This window comes from Clostridium nitrophenolicum (genome assembly GCF_055391695.1).
In genome coordinates this window covers 3738451-3765049 of record NZ_AP042469.1, presented here as the reverse complement: position 1 = coordinate 3765049, position 26599 = coordinate 3738451, and the positions used below count along the sequence as shown (strand labels likewise).

The following is a 26599-nucleotide window of genomic DNA, read 5'->3' as shown; positions in this document are numbered from 1 at the left end:
ATAAATTAAAGAAGTGTATTGTAACATATACTAGATATAATAAGGAGTGTTATTATTGTGAAAATTAAAACTAAATGGATTTTAACTGTAGTTTTAATATATGTATTTCAAATAGTTTTTATACCTTTTTCAAAGGTACATGCCAGTCAATCTTCATCTAATATGGATGTAATTTTTGTATTGGATTCCAGCGGATCGATGAAAGAAAGTGACCCTGAAGAAATAAGAACGGAAGCTATAAAAATGTTTCTTGATATGGGGCAAATACAAGGAAATAAGGTAGGACTTGTGGCATATTCAGATAGTATAGTAAGAGAACATAATCTTGATAGTATAAGTTCAACTGAAGATAAAGATAGAATAAAAAATATGGCTTCTAATATTCCTTTTGGACAAAAAACCGATACGGGATATGGCTTACTTGAAGCAGCAAAATTGTTGGATAGTGGTCATGAAAAAGGACATGAGCCTATGATAATCCTTTTATCGGATGGCAAAAATGACCCTCAGAGAAGTGTACAAGAATCTTTAAATGATTTAAATAATGCTCTTAACATATGTAAGAGCAAAGGTTATCCTGTATATACTATAGGTTTAAATTATGATGGTACCGTAGATAAGGCTCAACTTAGCGAAATATCTAATTCAACTAAAGGAAAAAATTACATAACTAATACTGCTGCAGATCTTCCTAATATTCTTACAGATATTTATGCAGATAACTCAAAGTTGAAAGTTCAAGATGGAGGCACTATTACTGGAAATGGAGATTTTCAAGATTTAAAAGTTAACATTCCAAATTCAAATGTGTTAGAAGCAAATATATCTATGCTTTCTGATAAGCCTATAGAGTTAAAGCTATTAGATCCATCTGGTAAAGAAGTAGCAATACCATCATCAAATGCGGTTTTTACCTCATCAAAGAAATATTCAATGCTTAAGATAGTTAAGCCTGTAGAGGGTCAGTGGACTGTAAGAGTTAAAGGCATTAGTGGAAGCAATATAAAAGTAAGTTACATATTTAATTATGACCTTCAAATACAAGCAAACATTACCCCTAAAAATCCAAGTAAGGGAGATAAAATAAATATAGAATCTTATTTTACAAGTAACGGTCAGAAAATATCCGATAAAGAGCTGTATAATAATATGAAAGCAAAGCTTCTTGTTAAGAATTTAAAGGACAACTCTCTTAAAGAAGTGCCGCTAAGCGTTGCAGAAAGCGCATTTAAAGGAGAATTCCAGCTTCCAGGAGAAGGAAAATATGAACTAAAAGTAAGAGTAGACGGAAATAGTTTTTATAGAGAAAGTGCGGCTATAATTATAGGAGATGAGAGTGCTAAATCTCAAGCAAGCGGAATTTCTAAAAAAGGTATATTTCAAAACCCTATAATTCTAGGTGTGATTGGAGCTATTTTGGCAGCTGCTTTAATTTATGTTATATATGTTTTTGTAAAAAAGAATCGCATACAGGGTTTTGGAAGAGTAGAGCTTCAAATTAGAGATGAAAATACTGCTGAAGTTTTACCACCTCAATTTAGGAATTTAGATGGTTATACTGGGAGCTTTACACTTTTTGATGTACTGGGACTTAAAGAAGAATATTCAGAAACAGAGAACATAAAATTTGTATTTAAAAATGATGATAGTATAGAATTAATTAATAAATCAGACTGTGTTATCCAAAAATCAGGTAAAAAGTTAGATAATGATTCTATAGTGACACTTTATAATAAAAATAAGGTAACAGTATTCTTAAATAAGGTACCTAAAAGTATTATAGTGGAATTTCATGCTAAATAGGATGATAAAATGGAGGAATTAATATGAACACTAGAGTTAGAGAGCATCTCCAGGACCTTGATGTAAGCAAGGGTGGAGGAATTATAAGTGATAAAATACGTATTGAAACAATAGAAAATCCAGTACTTATAATAGGACTTGGAGGAACTGGTATAGATGCTATGCTAAGATTAAAATACCAGATCAGCAAAAGATTTATTTTAGAAGAAGACATTATTTCAAATACAAGAAAGGATAAGCCTAGAAAAGTAGAATTTTTAGGCTTTGAAACAAATCAAAAGGAAAAAACAAAAAGGTATCCTGCTACAGGTGGAGTAGGTCTTGACCCTCAAAGTGAGCTTGTAATGTTATCAAATGCAGAGATAAGGTCTATCCTAAATGATAGAGCAATACTAGATGATTGTATTAAAGAATGGCTGGCACCAGAACTGTCCTCAGAAAGTGGTGCTGATGGTGCTGGTGGAGTCAGACAGATAGGAAGATTGCTTTTATTTACTAAAATTAATGAAATAGTTGATTGTATAGAAAAGAAGATAAGACTTCTTCAAGAAGATACTGACCAACCGCTTCATGTATTTATTCTTTCAGGACTTTCAGGAGGAACTGGTGGAGGAACTTTTATTGACATTGCCTACATAGTAAGAGGAATTATGCATAGCATAAATGGTGCCAAGGGCAATGATAGAGTTAATATTATGGGATATTTATTTACACCAGATGTTAATTTATCAAAGACAGCCGACAATCAGTCTTCTCAATCTTATATTATAAAAAATGGATTTGCAGCTCTTAAAGAATTGGACTACCTTATGGGAATAGGAGATAGGCATGAAAGATTTAAACAAAAGTATAGAAATAGACTTACTGTTGACTCACCAATGCCTCCATTTAATTTATGTCACTTGATTTCTGCAACCAATATTGATGGCAGACCTATGAGTAACGCCTATGATTATTGTATGAATGTTACGGCAGAGAATATAGTAAACTTTATGTCTAATGAGGTAAGGGAGTCAGGAGGAGAGTTTGCAATACAGGACTATATTAGTAATTTGAAGCAAAATACTGACAACATGGCTAAACCTTATATGTCAAATTATAAGTATACAATGATAGGCGCATCTTCTGCAGTGCTGCCTCTTGAAGAAATAACCACATATCTTGCTTATAAACTTTTTGTGAAAATGCAATATATGTTTGATAATGTACCAACAGAGCAGGAGGTAGATGCAGTAATAAGACAACTGAAGTTGGATGAAGATGCAGTAATTGAAAGATTCGAGGAGCAACTTCAGAGCAGAAAACCTCTAACTGGTTATAAAAATAGAGAAAAATATAGCTATGATAATGTAATAAAAAAGCAATCAGTAGACATTGATGACGACATGAAGGAATATTTAAGGGATTGCACAAATGAGTATAATAAAGTAAAAACTCAGTATCCAGGTGAAGTTCAAAAAAATGTAAGAGAAATAGTAGATGGAATTTTTAAAGACGCTAAGAAGGGACCATTTTATGCATCAAGATTATTATTTTCAAGCAGTTTTTGTATTGTAAAGACGATCGAAGCAGAAATAACTTCACTACAAGAAAGACTTTCAAATGTTTCCAGGGAAATAAAATTTAAGAGAGAGTTAGCTGAGGATAAGTTCATCGAAGCAAAAAAAGCAATTTTATTTACCAAGGAGAGTAAGAAGAATGACTACATAGAAGAGAAAAGTGAAGAGTATATACTAAGGTCTGAAGAAGAAAGAATCATGAGAATGATAGAGTTCTATAGTAAAGTAATTAGTGATTTAAGTGATCTAAATAACAAAATTTATAGAGTCTATACTGAAATACTTAACGAGTTAAACAAAATATTTAAAGAAGACGGGGATATACTTGCCAAGGGAGAAGAAATAGAAGGAGCACTAGGAAGAAGCTATTCTTGGACAGTAGTAAGTGTACCAGATTTAAAAGATTATATTGAAAATATAGTAAATAAAGAGACTGCTGATGAATTAGTAAGAAGATTTTCTAATAAGCTTTTAGAGGAGTCTCAAAAATGGTTAGATGAGGTTCGTATTGATATTGTAGGGTCAATATCTGATTTTGTATCTGAAGAATATGGAGGAGTAATAACTCAATCAATGGAAGAATTTTTGACTCTACAGTATGGAAAAGATGAGTCAATTATCAACATAGTTAAAAATCAAATTGCTCCTAGGCTTGATAAAGATGCAGTTCCAATCTTCCATTTAAACAATATGGAGGCAATAAATTTTCCATCTTGGAGTATGGTTTCTGTTCCAAGAAATGCTAAAAAAATCCTTGAAGGAATTACAGAATATAAGAAAAATTCCAATACAGGTAATTCGTTGAATATAAAAGAGAGTATGGTGACTAATAGAATATTCTGGTTAAATACAAAAAATGGAGTGCCTCTATATTCTTATACTCCAATAAAGCACTATGAAGAAATATATGAAAATACATTATTTGAACATGATGGTATAGGAAGACACCTATATCAAAATGGGGATAAAAACTGGGTATACCTTCCTTCTCCAATTCCAGAGCAGTCATGGGGTACGACTTATGTAAATAAGAGATTAAAGAGCTATAATGCTGAGGTAAGAAGCTTATTTGATAGAGCTATAGAATTTGGATGTATTGTAAACACCGAAAAAGGTAGTAATGAAAAATATAAATGCAATGTTACTGAGCATTTTGACATTGATGAATTTATGAAAGATTATTTAATTAATCTAGAAAGTGATATTCCAAATGTAGGAGAGATAAAAAGGGCTATAGCAGATATTAAGAAGCTTTTAAAAGCAGGACTTACTCCTGCGGAAAATCATGATATGCAGAAATATTATATTTTTGAAAGTAGTAATGAGGTAAAGGCAAAAAATAATTTAATAAGAACACCAAAACTTATTAAGTTAGTAAGAGCAGAGGTTGAAAAATACGAAAAAATTACTGCTAAAAGAGATGAACTTGAAAATATAATAAAAGATATGAGTAAAGCGGAACTAGACTTGGATAACTTCTTAAGAGCACTATACACAGACACTATAGTAAAAAAAGGATTGTTTTATGTTTATAATGGAGGAGAAGACAGCAAGGTAAATATTGAACCTTTTATAAATGCTTTAAAACAAAAGGAATACCAACATGAGGCTATATTCCGAAAATATGTTGCTCTTGAAGAAAGAGAAAGAATGGTCGTGGACAAGACTTCTGATAAAAAGCTTGAGCAACTTTCAATGGAGGATGGAGCAGAAACTCTTATTTTAAATGTAAATACACTACTAGAAAATATTAAAGAAATTGTAGAGGAACTAGATACTAGAAAATATCAATTGGTAAATGGAGATGAGCTTTTTGCCTTCTATAGTGAAATACTTTCAAGGATACAGGAGGTAAGAAAACAGTTAGAATAACAACTTTGAGGGTAAGGTTTAAACCTTGCCTTCCAGTTCCTTAATGTATATTTCGGAGGAATTTTTATGGAAAATATATTAAAGAGTTTTGCAGAAGAGTATGATCTAAAAATAGATAGAAAAATTTACAATGATGACTCTCAAAGAAGTGCAAATAATCCCATACTTTTTGTGTTTATAGGAAACAGCACTAGAGAGGCTTCTGAATATATTAGCAGTACTATACAGGAAAAATGGGATAATGGACGGGGAATAGCATTCATTAATATACTTACAGATATTAATGAAGATAAAGATAACTCTTTTAATTTCCAGTTTAGTTGTGACTTATCAGATAAAAAGCATTTGAGAAAGAGTGTAAGAGATAAGTTTTATAACGACAAAAAAATTTTGCAAGACTTGAATAGCAAAATAACAATGGTAAGAGATAAAATACTATCTTATGGCAATTTATTTAATTCCTTTGATGGAATAAATATTTCTGTAGTTACTATGGCAGATGACCCTTTAAATATAATACTTCCAGAAGTAACTTTACTTATTAGAAAAAGAATGCTAGAAGTTTTTAAGCTTAGTACCGCTGATCTTTATGTTTTAATAAAAGAAAAGAATATAGAAGATGAGTTCTTTTCCCAAGCAGCTTCAGTAAGCTTTTTTAGAGAGGTAGAATATATACAAAAAAATGACTTTATTTTTGATGAAAAAATAGCTGTTTATGGAGAAGAACGAGAACTTCCAATAACTTGGCAAGGTCCTATATTTTACATGACATATTTACTAGAGGAGAAAAGTGAAAGAGGAACAATACCTGCTGCATCAATGAAAAATAATTATGAAATAATATCTTATATTAATCTTTTAAAGAACAGAAATGTTAGTATAGAAACTTATTCAGATACGGAAAATCAGCACTATGATAACAGTAGGTTTAAGGCAAATATAAATATTGATAAGTCTGTAAATAGATACATTACAGCAGGACTTTCAAAGGTGAAAAGGCCAAATGGAGCTATTGCTGTAACAGTAGTGAGAGCTTTTTATGAAAGAATTCTAAAACAACTAGATGAGTTGTCAAAAAGAGATAGAGAATTTATAGCAAAAGCTTTAAAGATAGATGAGAATAGCATTGCATCAAGGGTAGAATCTATTGTACCAAATAATATAACTGTAATGGATATGAATGGAATTATGATGTCAAACTCTTCCAATATAGAAAAAAGGCTTTCAAAGCTGACCTTAAGACAGGTGGAGGAAGGTTTATATGAAGATAGATGTGAGAACTTTTTTTGCCTAAACTTTAAAAATGTTGCAGAAAAAAATATTCAAAATATAAATTTAGAAAAAGAAATAAGAACTTTACTAAATGATAATGTACTAAATAATCCTAAATTGGGCCTATATTGTGCTTGGAAATGGACCTCTGATGAGGGTGAAGGTATAAAATACATAAGAGATAGTAGAGATTTAGTTAATAGACATATTGAGAATATAAAGAGCGAAATTGATAGCATATATGAGTCAAGGTTTATTGAAGGATTTAGCTTTATGAAGCTTTTCAGTAAAGGCGGAAATATACAAGAAGTAAGAAAAAGAATATTTCTAGATATATATGGTAAAAGGTTTGAACTCTTAAAACTAAGCATTTGTGAAAAAATTATGGAGAAGTATGAGGAGATCTTATTAAAAATTCATGATGAGCTTTATGAAGAAATAAATCAACTTAACTTTATCAGTGAAGGAATTAAAAAGTATGAAGAAAATATGATAAAGCTCCAAGAGGAATATATGGCACAAAATGTGAAGATTTATTACAGGAATGTAATAAATAGTATTATAGATAAACTTGAGAAAAATCACGGAAAAGCTTTTTACCTTAGCGATAAATATATTGGGAGTCTATCTCAGAATTTAAAAAAAGGACAAGAAGAATTGCTACGTAAAATAATATATTTCTGTAATAAATATATTATAACAGAACAGGAGTTTAATAAATCCTTTGAAGAAGAATTTAATGAAAGAGCAAATGTTAATGTAGAGGACTTGGGGAGTAAAGTACTTTCAAAGGAAGAGCTTTATCGTAAGCTTTATAATATTCTTGATAGTAATTCTGAACTCAAATGTTATTTAATGAATTATGATGTAAAGAGATATCAGGAAAAATACTTTTTCGGGGATTATAGCAGCGATTTTATAAAATACGCTTTTGATTTTGATAGAAAAACAAGAAATTACAAGATAGGATATATACATGAGAGAAGGAGCAGCGGTATTGAAAAATTAAATCTAATGGGTGGATTTGGAGTAAAGGACATTATATATGTAAGAAATGCAATTGACTTCTATAACTATTGCATAGGGAATGGGTATATGATGCATGGAATAGCTATAGAAAAATTGCCTAAAATAACTTGATTATAGGGCTCAAAGGCCGAAAGATAACTTATACAACCGGATATGTTTCCAAGCTTCAGCACGTTAAAAACTTTTAGCCAGTCTAAAGCTTGTGCTTTAAGCAGAGAACCAAAATCTATGATTTTGTGTGAATCGCTTACTCCTCTGACGTAAGGAAGAGGAGCGTCATATAAAACACATCTAAGGTTCTCTTAAAACCCTTCGCTAAGACCGGCACAAAGTTTTTAAATCTACTTCAGCTTTAGAAACATATCCCTCTGTATAAGTTAACTTTCTAGTTATTTTCTCTATAATTTAAAATAAAATTTAGAGGTGTATTGGAGGGGGACTGCTTGAAAGAAAAAAGAATAAATTTAACTATGACAGTAATGAGTTTAATTGGAGGCTGTATAGGATTTATTATTGGTGAAGTTTTGATAAATCTATATAGATACACATTACCCCACAGCCTTTTAATGGGACTGTATTTTGGAATATTAGCCTTATGTATAGGACTAATGTGTCTTATAGCAGAAATGATAAATCCAAGACTCAATGGTTTTAGTTGGAAAAACAATTATTTAAAAACTTCGTTCAAATTTTTAATTCCATGTACATTAGTTTTACTTTTTATATTTGGAGCACTTTTTCAATTTTTATATGAAGCTAGCACCGGAAAAATAAAAAAAATCAATGATGTTGTATTTGTTATAGATACATCTGGAAGTATGAGTAAAACAGATCCGGATAACGAAAGGTTTTCAGCTGCTTTAGATCTATTAAATAGTATGAATGAAGAAAATAGAGTTTCTTTTTATAGATTTGATGATACTTCAGAGCAGATATTGCCTATGACTGAAGTTACAGATAAGATGAAAAAGGATATAAAGGAAAAATTGAAATTACATGAAAATCCAAAGGGAAATACAAATATGGGAGATGCCTTGCAAAAAGCCTATGATGAAGTAAAGTTAACAGAAAAGCCTGATAGGAATGCAATGATAATTTTATTATCAGATGGCGGTGACACATACAATTTGGACAACAATTTTAATGAAATCATGAAGCCATTTAAAAATGCTGGAATACCTATATACACTGTTGGAATGGCTGATGGAAATAATTATTATATGCTTAAGAAAATATCAAGGGAAAGTAATGGAAACTACTATGGTGTGAAAGAAGCAAAGGACTTAAAAGGCATATTTAATAAGATATACAAAGATAGACAGCAGCGATTACTCATGGATAAAAGAAATGGAGTTTATGAATCTTCAATTTTCTATATAATGCTAAGAGTAATATTAATTTCGTTATTAGGATGTTTAATTGCTGGAAGTGTAAGTCTTGTATTTGATAATAAAAATCTGTTAAAGGGTTTTTTATTAGGTGGTGCCATCTCAGGAATCGTCGCAGGAGTGATTATAGAGTTAGGATTTTTATATCTTCCATGGATCGGAATACTATATAGAGCTTTAGCGGATATAATTATGGCATTAGTTTTTACTCTTATTCCTATAAATATAGATGTAAAAGATTATTCAAAAACTACTTATATGGGTAAAGAAAAAAATATTAATTTCAGCGACAACAACAATTTTAATAGTTTCAAATAGTGCTTTATGATTTCTGCTATATTAAAGGACGGTGTTACAATGAAAATAGTTGAGGTTCCCGATACAAGTTATGAGATATATGATATGGATTATGAACTTGATAAGGAAAAGTTTAATATAAGGTGGAAATGGCCTAAAAATATGGATATAGTATATATACTAAAAACAAATTTTTTGGATGATTTTTCATTAGACAATATAAATGAAAATAATGTGAAGTTATATACCAAAGAAGAGTATAAGGAGTTTAATGGATATTGTGAAGCCATTAAAGAAATTAATCAATATAAATACTGGGTGTTTCCAGCAGTTGAAAGTGATGGAGAGATTTTGCTCATAAAACAAGGTAATGGTAAAAATGAATTAATGATAAGTACAGGAAAGCCGGAAATTCTATACGAGATTAAAGAGATAAAATCCATTAAGAGCTTTTTTTCAAAAGAAAAGTCTCTAGAAATTATAATAGATTCAGAAGTAGCTTTACCAAAAGATGCATTATGCTATGTAAAAAAATATGATTCATATCCCATCAATAAAGATGATGGGATATGCTTTGACTTTATTAACAACATTAATGCAGGTCGAAGCATTATGCCAGAAATAATAGTAGATAAAAATGAATACGTAAAAGTTTTTATAAAAGATATAAAAAAGTATGGTAATATATATAAATTAAAGCAAAAGTAACTACAAAAACAAAGGATTAGTTACGTACATACATATGGAAGGGGTATAAGTATATGGGGCTTTTGGATTTTTTTCGTAGTAACAATAGAAAACAAAACAACGATTATAAAAAAGCAACTTATGAAAAAGGACCCTTTATGATAAAATGTCCTTTTTGTTTCAAAAAGTTTAAAACAGATCAGGTGGTATTTAGAGCCTCACACTCAGAAAAAGGAGACCCTGAATATGAAAAGACAATAGACGAGCTGCTTAATCATTATAATAGGAAAATAGGTAAGGGGATTCTTGGAGAAATAAACCCTGTAGTTAAGCCAGAAGGACTACCTGAAAGTAGCAAAACTAGGGTAGATGGAGTGCTTATAGAAATTAGAGATAAATATGATATTAATACCAGTGAGAGAGTATGCCCTTATTGTCATAATGAACTCCCTGTGACCTCAGGTAGGGGGCCATCAAAGATCATTTCAGTTGTAGGGGCATCACAAGTGGGTAAATCAGTGTATATGACGACACTTTTATATGTGCTTGAGAAGTATACCGGTGAAAGGATAGATGCATCTCTTATTGCAGGCAGTTCCGCTTATAATGATGAAATAAGAGAAAATCAAGAAAGAATTTTTGATAAAAATATAATGCTAGATCCAACACCTAAACAACATATAGAGCCATTGATTGAAAACTTAAAATTTAAGAATGATAAAATACCACCGATTACTTTAATTTTTTATGATATTCCTGGTGAAGGAATGACTGATAAAGGATACATAGATAAGCATGGAGAGCATATTAAAAATTCTGATGGAATAATATTTCTTGTTGATCCACTTCAAATGAGAGCTTTAAGGAAAAAGATAAATATTACTAATAGAGAATTGAAAGGTGATTTTACTGAGAAATACCAAGAGCCAAAAGATATAATTGTATATTTATTTGAAAATTTTATCTCTAAACAATCTCATGAAAAAACTAGCATACCCACAGCAGTAGTAGTCACTAAGAGTGACATGCTGAAGAGCTTAAATGATGAAGAATATATAAACAAAAACAGCAATATATTTAGAAATTATGAACACGAAAAAGTCTTTAATTTAAACGAGTATGAAAACATTGATGGAGAGGTTAGAAAATTTTTAGGAAAAGTAGATAGTCCTTTTAAAGGGGCTATGGATACTTACTTCGGAGTCACAGGATATTTTGCAGTATCATCGCTAGGTTGTAATCCTCAAAATCTTCAGATAGATAGCAGCACTAACATAAACCCTTTAAGAGTAGATGAACCATTCTTATGGCTGCTTTACAAAATGAACTATTTAGATGGAGGAAGAGAATAAAGATGATTCAACAGCATTATTACACAAGAGATCGGAAAGGAATATTCAGCAAAACTCCAGGCTATGATACGGTAGCTAAAAGTAAAAATTTAGAGGATGATTTTATAATTAATACTCTTCATGATTTATGCTTCTATGAAGTACCATCATCTCTTGCAGGAGAGGAGAATATATTAAAATATCCTACATCTTTATTTTGTATAAATACAGAAGATAATAGAATGATAATTGGACAGTCAGTCTTTGCCGGTAAAGACTACACAGGTCAGAGAAATAGGTACTTTACTCATAATTATATAATTCCAGAAGAAGAGAGAAATAAATACATAGAAAATCCTGAAAAGGTGATATTTTCAACTGGGTTTATGTCGAACTATAGTTTGGATAAAGGAGCTCTTTTACCAGAGGTCTTCAAAATTGAAAATAATAACAGTGAGAATTGCTTTAGTTCAATAGAAGAGATGTTTTTAGCTACTGATATGTGCAAAGAAACGTTTTTGAATCTTATCAGGGCTTCCTTTGATGGAGCCAAGTATGGAAAAAACATATACATAGTGTTAGATTCAGATAACAAAAGTATAACAACATTGGCTAAAGGAATATTAAAATATCTATATAGAGCAATCCCATTTGAAGTAAGAAAAAAAGTTGGATTTATAACTTATATGAAGGAGCCAAAAAACAAAAATCTAATTAACATAATTTTTTTATGCAAAGGGAGCATAAAAAGATTAACTACTGAAATAAAGGCAGGTTATGTTTTTGATTTAGCAGATGACAATTTCTACTTAGATGGTATCGATGAAGAAAATCATCTATTTATTGAATATGTTATGAAAAATATAGAAAATAAAGAAATTTTAAAGGATTTCTTTTATGAAGCGGACAAAGGTATTATTAGTGATAAGCTTAATATTTATGAATATGATAATATTCTTAAGCCTATTGACGAAAAGAAGAGCTATAAAGATCATTTATCCACAGAGGATAAAATATCTTTAATTGAAACAAAAGAAGACATTTTGATTTATGATATGAGAGATAATAGCAACACCAAATATGAAAAAAAGGAAAATAACACAAGAAGCATTTATGCTATTTGGAGGAAGATTAAAAATATCATTCATAAGAATAGTGACGACTCTATATAATAAAAATGTACTTTTAAAAATAGCTGACTTCTAGATTTAATCAAATGATAGTTTAGGCCGGTTAACCTTTGTAATAGAAAGTTAAGGTGGTTGATAAAATGAGTAATTGCAAAAAATGTGGTACACCATTTGATGAAAATGATAAATTTTGTGCTAACTGTGGCACAAAACGAGAATACGAAGATGAAAAGATAATTAATGAAAAAGTAATAAGCAGCATAGAAAATAAATTAGATGAAAATCTTCAAGTGCCTAAACAACATGAAGTAAATGCTAAAGCTAAATATAATGAACAAGCAGAACCTAAGATAGAAATTACGCAAGCTAATAGAGATACAGTAATAAAGCAAAATTCAAGGTCCAACATATATATAAATGATAAGGCAAAGAAAACTTTAAAGACAAATAATATAAAAGAGCAGCATAGGGATGAAGTAAGTGAAGGAAAAAATAGGAGTTTTCTTATCATACTCGTGGTTCTTTTTATTTTTGGATTTATAGGAAGTTACGTATTTTTTTCGAGTAATAATACAAAAAGTGGCTTTAACACTGAAACTAGCAATAATTCTCCTGTAAATTCTCATAATTCAGATTCGAGCGATACTAATGAAAATGTTAATAGTAAATCAAATGAATACATACTTCCCTACAGCAATGTAAAGCCTTTAGAGTTACATAGTCTTAAAAATATGAGTAAAGAAAAATTAGCGTTAGCAAGGAATGAAATTTTTGCAAGACATGGTTATGTATTTACTGAGGACCCCTATAAAAGTTATTTTAATGAAAAATCTTGGTATAAGCCTAATCCTAAATTTACAGGAGAAGGTAAGCAGCTTTCCCCATTGGAAAGGCATAATATAAAAATAATAATGACAGCAGAAGGTCAAGAAAAAAATTTAGAACCAAATTATGATTCAGATTATAATGGTAAGTAATAATTAAAAAACTTTTATTAATAGAAAAACTCCGTATTTTCATACGAAGTTTTTCTATTAATTACAAGAAGTGCTTAAGAAAATATATAAATATTTTACTCCATTATTTTAATATATGAGTTTACTGTCAGGAAGTAATATATAGTGTAAATTAAAACATAAAACACTATAGTAACTACCGCTGGCAGAAATACGTCCATTGCAGTTAGCACGCTGCTAAGAAAAGCAAAAGCTGCTAAACAGTGAAACATTCCTATAAATAATGGTGAAGCAAAAGATGTAAATACCTGTTTTCGAATAGATTTTTTTATTTCACCATTTCCTATACCTATTTTTTTCAGTACGTCATATCTTTTCTTGTCATCAGTAGCTTCTGTAAGCTGTTTAAAGTATATTATGCTTCCTGTAGCACACAAAAATACTAGTCCTACAAAAATACCTATAAAAGATATCATAGAAGAAAAAATTAATATACCTAAATTTTCAGATTCATAAGTAAGCTGTAAATTATCAGGAATAATCCTTACAATGTCTTTTGTCAATGCCTTGCTGTTTCTTTGATTTTCTACTACATAGCCTTTAATTCTGACAATGTTATCCTTGCTATAGTATTTGTTGTACACTACATCCTGCACCACTAAAACTATTGTTTTATCATACAAAGCGTTCATAGGATCATAGTTTTTTCTATCTACTACTTTAATAGGGTTATTTAATCCTGTATCTGACGGGCCTATAGTTTTACCTTTAAAGTTATCTTCTGATAAATCGCCATATTTCAATATTATTCCTTCTGATGGAGAAGAAAGTTTGAGGTTATCCTTTATACCTCTAAATTTAATAAGCTCCTCAGCTTTACTTTGTGATATTAAATAGATGTTTTTTTCATTTTTTGAAACCTCTGATAAATCAGCATTTACTTTAATAAGTTCTACGTCTTTTGAAGCTACAAGTTTATTTTCCGGATGTTTTTCTATCAATTCCTCAATTTTCTTATCTAAAGACATATCATTACTTACATAAGAATATGAAAAGGGTGTTGCTAATTTATCCATTTTTTCAAAGCTATAATAGAAGCTATAACCGTAACCTATAGAGGTTATAGTAACTGCATTAAGCAAAGCTATTATTGATAGGCTTCTGCTGTTAGATTTTATTCTAAATAGGATATGTGATATACTTATTAAATTACTTCCTTTGTAGTATATGCCTTTTTTATTTTTTAAAGCTTTTATTATAAATATCAAAAATGATCTAAAGAATAGGAAAGTTCCAGCTATTGAGCATATGAAAATAATAGGCATGTTTCTTATAAATGTAGGAGAATCTTTAACAGTCATAGCAGCATAGATTTCTATTATAAATAATGCGATAGAAAGTACTGCTAAAATTACTGATGACTTTTGTTCTTTCTCTCCTTTATTTTCAGCTTTAAAGAGCTCTATAAGCTTGAATCTGTAAATTATAGTATAGGCGTTTATGGAAACCAATAAAAATAATGCTCCAAAAACTATTATAGTATTTAAAAGGGCCTTCATGCTTATAGAAAAATTTATTGCTATATTTATTCCAATAAACCTAACTAAAATCATTATAAACAGTTTGGAAAGTAAACTTCCAAGCAATACCCCTACAATTAATGCAAGGCTTCCTGTAATTATATTTTCATAAAATAAGAGTGCTCCTACCTGTCTCTTTTTTAATCCTAATAAGGAATAAAGACCTACTTCCTTTTTTCTTTTCTTTATAAAGAAAGAGCTAGAGTATAACATGAATACAACTGAAAATATAGCAATTATCACAGAAGCACCTTTAAAAACCAAAAGAACTTTAGGGTCGCCTTCTAAAAATGATTCAATTTGTTTATTAAACCTTATACTTTCAAAAGTAAAATATATTAGTACATTAAATACTATGGAAGCAAAATATATAAAATAATTTTCAAAGTTATTCTTTACGTTTTTTTTAGCTATTGTAAATAACATTTTTTCCTCCTACAGTTTTTTTATTTCTATATTAATAAGCAATTTTCATTACTTTGTATCTTTCATCCTTATTAACGACTTTATAGCACCTTGCGAACAGGCAGATTTACATTCACCACATCTTATACACTCCAAACTGTTTGGCTTTTTATAAACCTCTATATCCATTTTGCACTTCTTAGCACAAGCACCACAACTTGTACATTTATCTTTATCTATTTTTAATCTATAAATACTTATAGGATTGAAAATAGAATATATAGCTCCAAGGGGACATATAAATCTGCAGAAGGGCCTAAAGATGATTATAGATAGAATTATTGTGATTATAAGTAGAGTTAATTTCCAAGCAAACAAAAATCCTACAGCGGATCTTAAAGAGGTATCTAGTAAAGTAAGAGGTACTCCTCCTTCAAGAGTTCCAGCAGGGCATATATACTTACAGAAGGTTGGACTACCCATACCTACATCATTTACCCAGAACATAGGAAGTAAAATTACAAATACCAAAAGTATTACATACTTTAGATATTTTAGATTTTCAAACCTTTTACTGACTTTAAATTTAGGGGAAGGTATTTTATTTAGCAGCTCCTGTATTAATCCAAAAGGACACAGCCATCCACATATAAATCTTCCCATAGTTACTCCCATTAGAGTTAAAAATCCAACTATGTAAAAGGAAAACTTATACTTTATATCTGATATAACTGCCTGAAGAGAACCAATAGGACAAGCGCCAAAGGCTCCAGGACAGGAATAACAATTAAGCCCAGGGACACACATACTTTTTAACTTTCCACTGTAAATGCTGCCATCTAAAAATCCCTTAAAGTATCCATTAGTACTTATAAGCGTTATTATTTGAACTAATTTTCTCTTTATTTTATCCAATTCCTATGCACTCCAAACAAATATTTATAGCTTTTATTAATACCTTCTGAACTTCTCCTCTATATACCCCAGCGGCTATAAACAGTATACTTACTGTAAATAAGAAAGTTCTAATCCTGTATTTCATACTCTACACCTACTTAACTTGCTGAAGATTTCTTTCAATTATTTTCTTGTATTCCTCTTTGCTCTTTGAACCTACTACAGTTTCTAGGATTTCCCCCTTACTGTCTACAAATACTGAAACTGGAACGGCCTTAGTCTTGCTAACAAAATCATTTTTAAACTTTTCATCTGGTATTAAATTTGCAAAGTCTGCCTTTGTCTTTTTTAATATTTGTAATGCTTGTACCTCATTTGTATCTCCATCAGCAACAACACCTACTAAATTGAAACCTTGTGATTGGTACTCCTTATATAATTCTTGAAGTATTGGCATTTCTTCTACACAGGGACCGCAGAAGGTTCCCCATATGTTTATCATAGTAACATTTTTGCCTTTAAAGATGTCATTTGTAACTTCTTTGTCGTCTATATCCTTAACCTTAAATTGAGGCATAACCTTTAAACCTGCAAAAGTGCCTTTTTGAGATTGCTCAACTTGAGCTGTACTGCTGACCTTTGAAGTCTTGTTCTCCTTTGAACCACAGGCTGTTAGACTAAAACTCATAACTACTAATAGGGTAGAAATAATTATTTTTTTCATTTATATAATCCTCCATATCAATCTATTAATGGCATCTGAAATAAAATAACAAGTGAAAGATGCCTATATCATATCGTTATTTTTACCGCCAATTGCAGCCAACATATCTAATATTTTTTGGAAAAATTCTCTGCGTGAGTTATTTCCTTTTACAAGTTCGGCAAATATTTTACCGTCTTTTATAAAGAGTATTCTTTGACAGTAGCTTGCTGCAAAGGCATCGTGAGTTACCATCATTATAGTAGCTTCATTGTTTTTATTTAAATCCGTAAGGCATTGAAGCAGTTCCTGAGAAGATTTTGAATCTAAGGCTCCTGTAGGTTCATCTGCAAGTATCAATGTAGGTTCAGTTATTATAGCCCTAGCAGCAGCGGCTCTCTGCTCTTGTCCACCGGATACTTCATGAGGATATTTATTTAATATTTCAGATATCCCAAGGATTTCTGCTATTTTAATGACTTTTTTCTCTATTAAAGAAGGTTTTATTTTTGAAAGAGTTAAAGGAAGTATTATATTTTCCTTTAAAGTTAGAGTATCTAATAAGTTAAAATCCTGAAAGATGAATCCAAGCTTATTTCTTCTAAATGAAGATAACTTATCTTCATTCATAGCCATTATATTTTCTCCGCCTATATTAATAGCTCCAGAAGTAGGCTTATCTATGGTTGATATTACATTTAAAAGGGTGGTTTTTCCTGCTCCGGAAGGTCCCATTATACCCACAAACTCACCTTCGTTTATTTGCAAATCTATATTGTCAAGTGCAGTATATACATTACCTTTTGAACCATATATTTTTCTGAGATTTTTCACATCTACAACAGTATTCATTTTATTGCCTCCTAATATTTGCTTATTTAAACCAATATAAAAATAAGGTTAAAACTTATTTAACTAAGTTTGTAACCTTATTTTACATAAAGGCAGTGTTATTATCCATTTTTTTAACTTACAAAGTAAATATTAAACCTTACATTTTTGTAACATTGAAGCAAGATCTCAATTTAGTTTAAAATAATCCATAAGTTTAGGGAAGTGAAGTTTAACCTTAGTATACTTACCGTATACTGATTCTATAGTTATATCATGGCCTAGTTTTATAGCTAACTTTTTGGATAAATACAGTCCCATTCCTGTAGACTTATATTCTTTTCTGCCATTGTATCCTGTAAAGCCCTTGTTAAACACTCTATCAAGGTCCTCTTCTTTTATACCTACACCGTTATCTTCTATAATTAATACCTTTTCTTTATTGTTCGTCTCAGTATTTATTGTTATTTTCCCTTTTTCATTAGTATATTTTAAAGAGTTAGATAAAATTTGGTCTATTATGAACAGTATCCATTTTTTATCGGTACACACATTCACATCTAAGTTTAACAATTCTATGCTTATTTTTTTATTTATAAAAGCTTTAGCATTCTTTTTAAGCAGTTCTTTTATTATTTTTTCAATATTGTTTTCATTTACAAAGTAATCCTTTGAGAAATCATCTGTTTTTGAATAGTAGAGAGCCTGTTCTATGTAGCTATCTATTTTGTCTATTTCTTCTTCTATGCTGTTTAAAGTCTCATTCTTAAATTTATTCCAGCTATTTTCGATTATAAGTCTGCTCACCGCAATAGGAGTTTTTACTTCATGTACCCAGGAAGCTACAAACTCTGAGCTCTCTCTTTTTTCTTCATATAATTTATCAAGTTTTTGCTGCTGTTCTCTGTAAATACTCATTACAATTTCACTCCATAAAGCCTGCTCATAGTTTTTAGCTTTAGGAAGGCTAGTTAGAATATCTTCTTTTCTATTCTTTGCTATATAGTCTATGGTGCTGTAATATTTTTTCATAGGAAGATAATCTAATAAAAAGTATAATAAGAGCAAAGTCAATCCTATAGCATTGATATATAGTATATTTCCAAGCCTTATTTTTACCAATCCATCTAAGTACACCACAGTAGATATAAAGCTCATCAGTAATACATAAAAAATAATAAATTTTATTTTATCTATTAAATATTCCTTTAAACTCATTGTATTATATATCCCTGTCCTTTCTTAGTCTGAATAAAATCTGTCAGCCCCATATCACTTAATTTCTTTCTAAGTCTATTTATATTTACAGTTAGAGTGTTATCATCTACAAAGCTTTCATCCTCCCAAAGAGCTTTCATTATCTTATCTCTACTAACTACCTCTTTATTGTTTTTCATAAGTGTGTATAAGATTTTGAATTCATTTTTGGTGAGGTCTATCTTTTCGTCATTATACATAAGGTTGCAATCTTTCAGATTGAGTATGGCACCCTTATACTCTAGTACATTTGATTCTATATTTGAATAAGAATAAGTTCTTCTTAAAATAGCAGTTATCTTAGCTATTAGCACATCTAGTGAAAAAGGTTTTTGAATAAAGTCGTCTGCACCCATATTTATTGCCATTATTATGTCCATATTAGTATTTCTTGAAGATATAAATACTATGGGTACTCTAGAGACTTCCCTTATCTTGTTGCACCAATAAAATCCATCAAAACAGGGGAGATTTATATCCATTAGAATTAGATCAGGCTCATATTTTACAAAGGTATGGAATACTTCATTGAAGTCTTCTACTGCTATGGCATCAAAGTTCCACTTTTTTATGTTTTCTATCATTATTTCTCTTATTTTATGATCATCTTCTACTATCATAATTTTAAACATGTTATCACCTCTAATTTAGTTTCGTTATGAATTGAGTCATCTTTAAATATTTTATTTAACATAAAATGCAGTCGTGCTAATATATATTTTTTTAATTTTATGTGAAAATTAAAAATGACATAAAAATGTCAATGACATTTTCGTGTCGTTTTTTTATCATATATTGTCATAAAATAAATCATAATTTATAATTTTAATTGCAATAAAAGAATAAAAATGTAAAAAAATGAAACAATGGTCTTGACTTCCTCCTGAAGTTGTGATTATATTGCATAAGTAGTAAATAATTCAATGCAATCATATAAGCCATATATAATTTACTTATGTCTTCTGATTTACATGATATAGGTAAAGTATTTATACCTAACAAAATATTAAACAAGTCATTTAGTTTAATAAAATTATGAAGACAAATTTCATTCATAATATTTAAAAAGTAATAGAGGAGGGCGAAAATTAATGAAAAAATTAATAAAAAACTTAAAAGTATCACAGGTCATTTTAGGAATAGTTATCATTTCATTGGTATTTACTTTGTTAATAGGGGCTTTAGGGTACCTTAATATGAAAAAGCTTAATAATAATACTGCTAAAATGTATGAAGAAAGACTAGTACCAATTGCATCGCTAACATCAATAAGAGGAGATTTTTTAAATATTAGGGTTTATGTTAATAAAGGAATTATAAGTTATGATAAAGACATTGATAGTAAAATTAAAGAGTCTGAAAAGAACATAGAACAAAAATTAACTGAGTTTAACGCAGCACAGACAGATGCTGAAGAAGCTGATGCAATTAATAAATTTAAAAGTGACTACTCACAATATAAAATAACGTGGGAAAAATCAAAAGAATCATTAGAAAAAGGACAAGGATTATCTACTGAAGACTATAATATCTTTAGTAAGCTAGGCGGAAATATTGAAACAACATTGAAAGATTTAAGGGAACATGAAATAACTAAAGCAAATGAATTAAAAGCACAATCTGATAATATTTATAATCAAAGTTTAAGATTGTTTTTTTTAATATATTTAATAGGTATGGTTATATTAATTATAATTTTAATTTTAGTTATTAAAGTAATAAATAGTTCAACAAAAGAAATGATTGAAGTTTTAAATGAGGTTGCAGAAGGGAATCTAACAGTTAATGTAGAAAGCAGTGGTAATAATGAATTTGAAATAATGAAAAATTCATTAAGAAACACAATAGAAAATATATCACAAATAGTTAATGACATAAAAGAAAAATCTTATAATATAGATGAAGCTTCAGAAAATTTATCCGCAATATCTGAAGAAATGACATCTTCTGCAGAAAATGTATCTAATGCAATACAGGATGTAGCAAAAGGAACTGGAGAACAGGCGGAGGAATTGGTAAATATTACAACAACACTTAATAGATTTGGTAATGAACTAGGAAATATGGTTGACTTAATAAAGGAAATAGATATAAATACTCAGAGCATTCATTCTATGGCTGATAAAAGCAATGGTGATATGCAAAATGTAATAAATTCAGTGGAAAAAGTAACTTATTCATTCAAAGATTTAATTTCTAAAATTTCTAATGTAGGACAAAATGTAAATAAAATAAACGAAATAACAAGTATGATAAACAGTATTTCAGAGCAGACTAATTTGCTAGCATTAAATGCAGCTATTGAAGCGGCGAGAGCTGGGGAAGCAGGAAGAGGATTCTCTGTAGTTGCTGATGAAATAAGAAAGCTTGCAGAGCAGTCTAAATCTTCATTAGAAAATATAAATGCTTTAATTAATACAATATCAACTGATACCAATACTATGATAAAAACAACAGACGTTATGAAAAGTGAATTAATTAATCAGAAAACAGACATAGATACTGCTATACAATCATTTACTAATATAATCAAATCAGTAAATGAGGTAAATCCAAAAATAAATTCTGTTAGCATTAGTGCTGTAAAAATAGATGATGAGAAAAATTCTATTTTAGAAAAAATAGAAGGAGCATCCTCTATTGCGGAAGAAGTTTCAGCTTCTTCAGAAGAAATAGCAGCTTCTTCAGAAGAAATGAGTGCTTCTACAGAAGAAGTTTCACGAACATCACAAGATATGCATGACATGACTATAGAAATGATGAATAAGGTAAATAAGTTTAAGACAAGATAATTTAACAAATAATTGAAAGATAAGTGAAGGAAAGGTTATCGGTATAGTAAATTCATTATACTGGCTGCCTTTCCTTTTCATATTCTTATACTTATACATGATGTTACAATCTTTTAAATTGAGTATGGCATCATTATAATCTAGTACACTTGAATAAGAATAGGTTTTTCTCAAAATAGCAGCTAGCTTTGATATTAGCACATCTAGTGAAAAAATTTTTTGAATAAAAATTATTATATTTCCCTATTGACTACGTGGTCAAAAAGGAGCATAATAATATCAAATTGACCAAATGGTCAAGGAAATTGGATATGGGGTGATTAAAAATGAAAGATCCTATTGTTGTAGTAAAAGATGTTGTAAAGGAATATACTATGGGAGAAATAATCGTAAAGGCTTCCGATGGAATGAATTTTGAAATCCTTAGGGGGGAATTTGTAGTAGTACTTGGGCCAAGTGGTTCTGGTAAAAGTACAGTTCTAAATATAATTGGTGGAATGGACAGACCTACCTCAGGAGAGGTCTATGTGGATGGAAAAGATATAACTAGATATTCTGATAATCAACTTACTATGTACAGGCGAAAAAATATAGGATTTGTATTTCAATTTTATAACCTTATGGCAAACCTTACAGCACTTGAAAATGTGGAATTGGTTAGGACACTTAGTGATGATCCTTTAGACCCCAAGGATATTATTAAAGAGGTAGGATTAAGCGAAAGAGCATCAAATTTCCCAGCACAGCTCTCAGGAGGAGAACAACAGAGAGTAGCTATAGCAAGAGCTCTTGTAAAGAATCCATTACTGCTTTTATGTGATGAACCTACAGGAGCTTTAGATTATAATACTGGAAAATTAGTTTTAAAGCTGTTATACGACATTAATAAAAGTATGAATAAGACAATAATAGTTATTACACACAATGCTGCTATTGCAGCTATGGCTGACAGGGTCATTAGAGTTAGAAGCGGTGCTGTTGAAGCTGTAACTGTTAATGAGAATCCTGAGCCACCTGAAAGGATTGAGTGGTAGTGAATATTTTATTCAGGAATTTACTTAGAGATATAAAAAAATCAAAGGGACAGTTTGTTTCTATTTTAGTTATTGTTATTTTAGGAGTCACTTTTTATACATCAATAAATTCTATGTTTAGAAATCTTTCTAACTCAAGTATTAAATACTATGAAGATTATAAATTAGCAGACCTTTGGGTAGACCTTTATAAAGCACCTATAGGTATAAAGGAAAAGGTAGAAGAATTACCTCAGGTAAAATCAGCTACAGGAAGAATTGTTAAAGATGCCAGTATAAATATTTTAGGAGAAAATGCAACTTTAAGATTCATAACCCTTCCTGATGTAAAAAAAGAGATAGTAAATGATATAGTAATAAAATCCGGTAGATATTTTTCAGAAGGAGACAGCAATCAATGTCTTGTGGATCAGGATTTTTTCAACGCAAATGATTTAAAATTAGGAGATTATATATATCCAATAATTAATGGCAATAAAGTTAAGTTAAAGGTAGTAGGTTCAGTAAAAAGTCCTGAATATGTATATACCTTAAAGGATTCAAGTGAGCTAATGCCTGACAATAAAAAGTTTGGGATAATATATATTAAGCAATCCTTCGGGGAAGCAATTTTTGATTTTAAGGGATCTATAAATAATATTTCTATTCAACTTTCTAGTGGCAGTGATGTTAAAACTGTAAAGGATGATATAAAAAAGAATCTAAAAAATTATGGAGTAAAAAGTATTATTGATAGAGATGAGCAGATAAGCACTATGATGCTAACTCAAGAAATAAAAAAGCTGCAATCTATGGGAAGTACATTTCCTATTATATTTTTTATGGTTGCTTCAGTTATTATCTATATTATGATGGGAAGAATGGTTGAAAATCAAAGAGTACAGATTGGAGTATTAAAGGCTTTAGGATTTACTAATGTACAAGTACTCACCTATTATATGTGTTATTCTGCTCTTATTGCAGTTAGTGGAAGTCTAATAGGTTCTATACTGGGAACTTATATGGGAGTAGGATTTACTAAGCTTATTAATCAATATTTTAACTTACCTCTTGAAGGTGCGAAAATTTATGGGGAACTTGTACTTCCAGCTTCCATACTAACACTATTTTTCTGTTTATTTGCAGGGTATCATTCTTGTAAAGTTATCTTTAAGATTATGCCCAGTGAAGCTATGAGAGAGAAATCACCGGAAATTGGTAAAAAAATAATTATTGAAAAAGTGAAAGTAATATGGAGTAATATTAGTTACCTATGGAAGATCATATTAAGAAACCTATTTAGATATAAAAGAAGAGCATTACTGACTTCTTTAGGAATTATATTTTCTTCAGCTATACTTTTGGTAGCTCTAAGCATGAAGGATTCTATTGATTTTATGATAAGTCAGCAATATGGAAGTATTCAGAACTATGATGTAAAAGTTAACTTCTCCAAACTAATAAGTGTAGAAGAATTAAATAAGATTAAAAATATTCCTCATGTAAAAGCAATAGAACCGGTTCTTGAGACAGGAGTTGAAATATCAGATGGCTGGAGAAGTAAGGATGTAGGGTTTACTGCGCTTGTAAAAAATCCTGAAATGTATAAAGTTGAAGATAAAAGTGGGAAAGCCATAAGCCTTCCGACAAATGGCATACTTATATCTGAAAAACTTGCAAATACTTTAGGTGTAAAACCAAATGACAGTGTAAATATAAGATTTTTCTACCCAGGAAAAGAGAAGAAGGAGGTAGCTGTTAAGGGTATTGTGGTTCAGTATTTAGGCTTAAGCACTTACGTTTCTATGGATAGCATAAACAGTATGCTAGGGGAAGGTAGGGTTGCCAATTCAGCTGTGATAAAGCTGGATAACAGTGCTTTTGAAAATGAAGTTAAAAGTAAGTTAAGAGATATGGCTGCAGTAAATTCTGTAGAATCAAAGACAGATGCTCTTAATGCCCTGTTGAAAAATATGGGAGCAATGAAATCCTCTATAGGAGTATTGGTTATGCTTGCAGCAGTTCTTCTTATTGCAGTTGTATATAACATTGCTACTATAAATATTTTTGAAAGACAGAGAGAATTGGCTACTCTAAAGGTATTAGGATTTAAAAATAATGAAATTAAAAAGTTAATCTTCAATGAAAATTATATTATTACTGTATTTGGAATAGTTGTAGGATTGCCATTAGGAAGGTGGCTTGGAGCAGCTATTATGTCTGCAAGTAGTACAGACGCATATAGTTTTCCCTATGTAGTTGAATTTAAGACCTATATTATTACAACAGCTCTTACACTTATATTTACTGTTATGACTAATTTTATTTTAATGAAAAAGATTAAATCCATTGACATGATAGAAGTTTTAAAGAATAAGGAATAGACAGATGAAAAGAAAACTTTAAAATCAGTTATGTCTCAAAATAAGCTATCCATAGCTAGAATAATCTGAAGTTTGTAGTTTGATTCTATATTTTTAGAGGAGATGTAAATTATATGAAAAGAAAGAAACTATTTTGGATTGTTACGCCAGTAATAGTATGTATAATCAGTGCATTGGCGTATGTAAAGCTGCAAAATGGACAGACTGTAGATACTACAGTTGTATCAAAGGGTGAAATTAAGCAGTATATTGAAGATACCGCCACAGTTCAAAGTAATAAAAAACAAACCGCTTATATTGATGCTTCAGGAAAGATAATTAGCATTAAAGTTAATGTAGGTGATGCAGTAAAAAAAGGTGATATACTGTTAATCATGGATAAAGGTGACTTAGAGCTAAAACTTCAAGATGCAAATGCAAAGATTGAGGCTGCCAAGGCTCAGCTGCAGGGCACTGATATTGCAAATAGTGTAAATAAAATAGAAATTGCGCAAGCGGCTGTAGACCAGGCTAAAGTCACTTATGATGCTGCATCTAGAAATTTAAATAATGCAAAGACACTTTATGATTCTGGAAGTATAAGCAAACAGGAGCTGAATAATGCTGAGGATGCATATAAAACTGCTGAAGCGGCTTTAAAATCAGCAAATTCCCAGTTAGAAGATATTAAAGATGGCACTCCTGATTATGTGAAAAATCAATATGAATCTCAAATTAAACAAGCTGTTATTTTAAGGAATACCATCAATAGAGAAATTGAAAAACAACAGGTTGTTTCCCCAGCTGATGGAGTCATTCTTGAAAAGCTTATAGATGAGAATGCATCGGTAACTGCAGGAACAGCAGCATTTTTAGTAGGAGACACTAAAAGTTTGGAACTTGAAGCAAATATATTGTCTGATGACATCTATAAGGTTAAAATAGGTAATGAGGTTCAAGTAACTGGAAAGCCTATAGGAAATTCAACTATTACAGGTAAGGTTACAAAAATAGCGCCGGAAGCAAAGAATATAACCTCATCTTTAGGAGTAAACCAAAAGAGGGTATCAGTAACTATTGAAATAAAGGATGATACAGGATTATTAAAATCAGGTTATGATTTAGATATAAAAGTGATAACAGAGGTTAAAAAGGATACACTAGTAGTACCGGATACATCTGTATTTGACTATAAAGGGAGCTCCTGTGTATTTGTAGTGGACAACGGCAAAGCTGTCACAAGACAGATAAAAAAAGGGATAGAAAGTGAAAAATTAATTGAAGTAATAGAAGGTCTGAAACCAGGAGAAAGGATATTAGTTAAACCTGATAACAATATAAAAGAAGGAATGAAGATTAGAAATAAATAAAGTGGAAGTTATTCTATATAGGACTTTAAAAGCCCTATATAGAATATTTAGCTAAGGAATAAAG

Annotated in this window: 19 protein-coding genes; 12 read left to right on the top strand and 7 right to left on the bottom strand. The window is 30.2% G+C overall.

The window, feature by feature from the left end; all coding sequences use genetic code 11:
* Nucleotides 1–57 precede the first annotated feature (57 nt).
* The 8 genes from ACZ5N4_RS17885 to ACZ5N4_RS17850 all read left to right on the top strand — a co-directional run bounded on the left by ACZ5N4_RS17885 (nt 58) and on the right by ACZ5N4_RS17850 (nt 13345).
* Nucleotides 58–1803 (top strand): VWA domain-containing protein, encoded by a 1746-nt coding sequence (locus tag ACZ5N4_RS17885; protein WP_464203860.1) that lies wholly within the window; start codon nt 58–60, stop codon nt 1801–1803.
* Nucleotides 1804–1826: 23 nt separating this feature from the next.
* Entirely contained in the window at nt 1827–5234 is a 3408-nt protein-coding gene (locus ACZ5N4_RS17880) for a tubulin-like doman-containing protein (protein WP_464203859.1), read from the top strand.
* A gap of 66 nt (nt 5235–5300) precedes the next feature.
* A complete protein-coding gene (locus ACZ5N4_RS17875; protein ID WP_464203857.1) occupies nt 5301–7646 on the top strand; it encodes a hypothetical protein in 2346 nt (781 codons plus the stop codon).
* Nucleotides 7647–7978: 332 nt separating this feature from the next.
* On the top strand, nt 7979–9241 hold the full coding sequence (locus ACZ5N4_RS17870; RefSeq protein ID WP_464203856.1) for a vWA domain-containing protein: 1263 nt from the start codon (nt 7979–7981) through the stop codon (nt 9239–9241).
* 39 nt (nt 9242–9280) lie between these two features.
* The gene (locus ACZ5N4_RS17865) at nt 9281–9928 is read left to right on the top strand and encodes a hypothetical protein (protein ID WP_464203855.1); all 648 of its coding nucleotides are present in this window, start codon (nt 9281–9283) and stop codon (nt 9926–9928) included.
* Between the two features lie 53 nt (nt 9929–9981).
* On the top strand, nt 9982–11259 hold the full coding sequence (locus ACZ5N4_RS17860; protein WP_464203854.1) for a TRAFAC clade GTPase domain-containing protein: 1278 nt from the start codon (nt 9982–9984) through the stop codon (nt 11257–11259).
* 2 nt (nt 11260–11261) lie between these two features.
* Nucleotides 11262–12410 carry a GAP1-N2 domain-containing protein gene (locus tag ACZ5N4_RS17855; protein ID WP_464203853.1) on the top strand — a complete coding sequence of 383 codons (1149 nt, stop codon included), beginning with the start codon at nt 11262–11264 and terminating at the stop codon, nt 12408–12410.
* Between the two features lie 98 nt (nt 12411–12508).
* Nucleotides 12509–13345: a YARHG domain-containing protein gene (locus tag ACZ5N4_RS17850; protein WP_464203852.1), complete on the top strand. Its 837-nt coding sequence runs from the start codon at nt 12509–12511 to the stop codon at nt 13343–13345.
* A 95-nt stretch (nt 13346–13440) separates the two neighbouring features.
* Here the strand turns inward: ACZ5N4_RS17850 and ACZ5N4_RS17845 are convergent, their stop codons facing one another.
* The 7 genes from ACZ5N4_RS17845 to ACZ5N4_RS17815 form a co-directional block, all read right to left on the bottom strand.
* Complete coding sequence (locus tag ACZ5N4_RS17845; protein ID WP_464203851.1) at nt 13441–15330, bottom strand: FtsX-like permease family protein; 1890 nt, start codon at nt 15328–15330, stop codon at nt 13441–13443.
* Nucleotides 15331–15378: 48 nt separating this feature from the next.
* A complete protein-coding gene (locus tag ACZ5N4_RS17840; RefSeq protein WP_464203850.1) occupies nt 15379–16224 on the bottom strand; it encodes a 4Fe-4S binding protein in 846 nt (281 codons plus the stop codon).
* The gene (locus ACZ5N4_RS17835) at nt 16217–16351 is read right to left on the bottom strand and encodes a CD1871A family CXXC motif-containing protein (RefSeq protein ID WP_464203849.1); all 135 of its coding nucleotides are present in this window, start codon (nt 16349–16351) and stop codon (nt 16217–16219) included. Before ACZ5N4_RS17835 ends, ACZ5N4_RS17840 begins: the two co-directional genes overlap by 8 nt.
* A 9-nt stretch (nt 16352–16360) precedes the next feature.
* Nucleotides 16361–16930: a redoxin family protein gene (locus tag ACZ5N4_RS17830; protein WP_464203848.1), complete on the bottom strand. Its 570-nt coding sequence runs from the start codon at nt 16928–16930 to the stop codon at nt 16361–16363.
* Nucleotides 16931–16993: 63 nt separating this feature from the next.
* Nucleotides 16994–17761 (bottom strand): ABC transporter ATP-binding protein, encoded by a 768-nt coding sequence (locus tag ACZ5N4_RS17825; protein WP_464203847.1) that lies wholly within the window; start codon nt 17759–17761, stop codon nt 16994–16996.
* Nucleotides 17762–17929: 168 nt separating this feature from the next.
* Entirely contained in the window at nt 17930–18958 is a 1029-nt protein-coding gene (locus tag ACZ5N4_RS17820) for a sensor histidine kinase (RefSeq protein ID WP_464203845.1), read from the bottom strand.
* Nucleotides 18955–19629, bottom strand: coding sequence for a response regulator transcription factor (locus ACZ5N4_RS17815; RefSeq protein ID WP_464203844.1), 675 nt, complete (start codon nt 19627–19629; stop codon nt 18955–18957). Before ACZ5N4_RS17815 ends, ACZ5N4_RS17820 begins: the two co-directional genes overlap by 4 nt.
* 459 nt (nt 19630–20088) lie before the next feature.
* Here ACZ5N4_RS17815 and ACZ5N4_RS17810 point away from each other — a divergent pair, with 459 nt between their 5' ends.
* The 4 genes from ACZ5N4_RS17810 to ACZ5N4_RS17795 all read left to right on the top strand — a co-directional run bounded on the left by ACZ5N4_RS17810 (nt 20089) and on the right by ACZ5N4_RS17795 (nt 26535).
* Nucleotides 20089–21789, top strand: coding sequence for a methyl-accepting chemotaxis protein (locus tag ACZ5N4_RS17810; RefSeq protein WP_464203843.1), 1701 nt, complete (start codon nt 20089–20091; stop codon nt 21787–21789).
* 326 nt (nt 21790–22115) lie between these two features.
* The gene (locus tag ACZ5N4_RS17805) at nt 22116–22823 is read left to right on the top strand and encodes an ABC transporter ATP-binding protein (RefSeq protein ID WP_464203842.1); all 708 of its coding nucleotides are present in this window, start codon (nt 22116–22118) and stop codon (nt 22821–22823) included.
* Nucleotides 22823–25186, top strand: coding sequence for an ABC transporter permease (locus ACZ5N4_RS17800; protein ID WP_464203841.1), 2364 nt, complete (start codon nt 22823–22825; stop codon nt 25184–25186). The genes ACZ5N4_RS17805 and ACZ5N4_RS17800 overlap by 1 nt, the downstream gene beginning before the upstream one ends.
* 113 nt (nt 25187–25299) lie before the next feature.
* A complete protein-coding gene (locus ACZ5N4_RS17795) occupies nt 25300–26535 on the top strand; it encodes an efflux RND transporter periplasmic adaptor subunit (RefSeq protein WP_464203840.1) in 1236 nt (411 codons plus the stop codon).
* Nucleotides 26536–26599 lie beyond the last annotated feature (64 nt).

Bases quoted from the DNA above. Each gene is read 5' to 3' on its own strand.
- ACZ5N4_RS17880 (WP_464203859.1), top strand. From the start codon at position 1,827: ATGAACACTAGAGTTAGAGAGCATCTCCAGGACCTTGATGTAAGCAAG.
- ACZ5N4_RS17875 (WP_464203857.1), top strand. From the start codon at position 5,301: ATGGAAAATATATTAAAGAGTTTTGCAGAAGAGTATGATCTAAAAATA.
- ACZ5N4_RS17865 (WP_464203855.1), top strand. From the start codon at position 9,281: ATGAAAATAGTTGAGGTTCCCGATACAAGTTATGAGATATATGATATG.
- ACZ5N4_RS17860 (WP_464203854.1), top strand. From the start codon at position 9,982: ATGGGGCTTTTGGATTTTTTTCGTAGTAACAATAGAAAACAAAACAAC.
- ACZ5N4_RS17855 (WP_464203853.1), top strand. From the start codon at position 11,262: ATGATTCAACAGCATTATTACACAAGAGATCGGAAAGGAATATTCAGC.
- ACZ5N4_RS17850 (WP_464203852.1), top strand. From the start codon at position 12,509: ATGAGTAATTGCAAAAAATGTGGTACACCATTTGATGAAAATGATAAA.
- ACZ5N4_RS17845 (WP_464203851.1), bottom strand. From the start codon at position 15,330: ATGTTATTTACAATAGCTAAAAAAAACGTAAAGAATAACTTTGAAAAT.
- ACZ5N4_RS17835 (WP_464203849.1), bottom strand. From the start codon at position 16,351: ATGAAATACAGGATTAGAACTTTCTTATTTACAGTAAGTATACTGTTT.
- ACZ5N4_RS17830 (WP_464203848.1), bottom strand. From the start codon at position 16,930: ATGAAAAAAATAATTATTTCTACCCTATTAGTAGTTATGAGTTTTAGT.
- ACZ5N4_RS17825 (WP_464203847.1), bottom strand. From the start codon at position 17,761: ATGAATACTGTTGTAGATGTGAAAAATCTCAGAAAAATATATGGTTCA.
- ACZ5N4_RS17820 (WP_464203845.1), bottom strand. From the start codon at position 18,958: ATGAGTTTAAAGGAATATTTAATAGATAAAATAAAATTTATTATTTTT.
- ACZ5N4_RS17815 (WP_464203844.1), bottom strand. From the start codon at position 19,629: ATGTTTAAAATTATGATAGTAGAAGATGATCATAAAATAAGAGAAATA.
- ACZ5N4_RS17810 (WP_464203843.1), top strand. From the start codon at position 20,089: ATGAAAAAATTAATAAAAAACTTAAAAGTATCACAGGTCATTTTAGGA.
- ACZ5N4_RS17805 (WP_464203842.1), top strand. From the start codon at position 22,116: ATGAAAGATCCTATTGTTGTAGTAAAAGATGTTGTAAAGGAATATACT.
- ACZ5N4_RS17795 (WP_464203840.1), top strand. From the start codon at position 25,300: ATGAAAAGAAAGAAACTATTTTGGATTGTTACGCCAGTAATAGTATGT.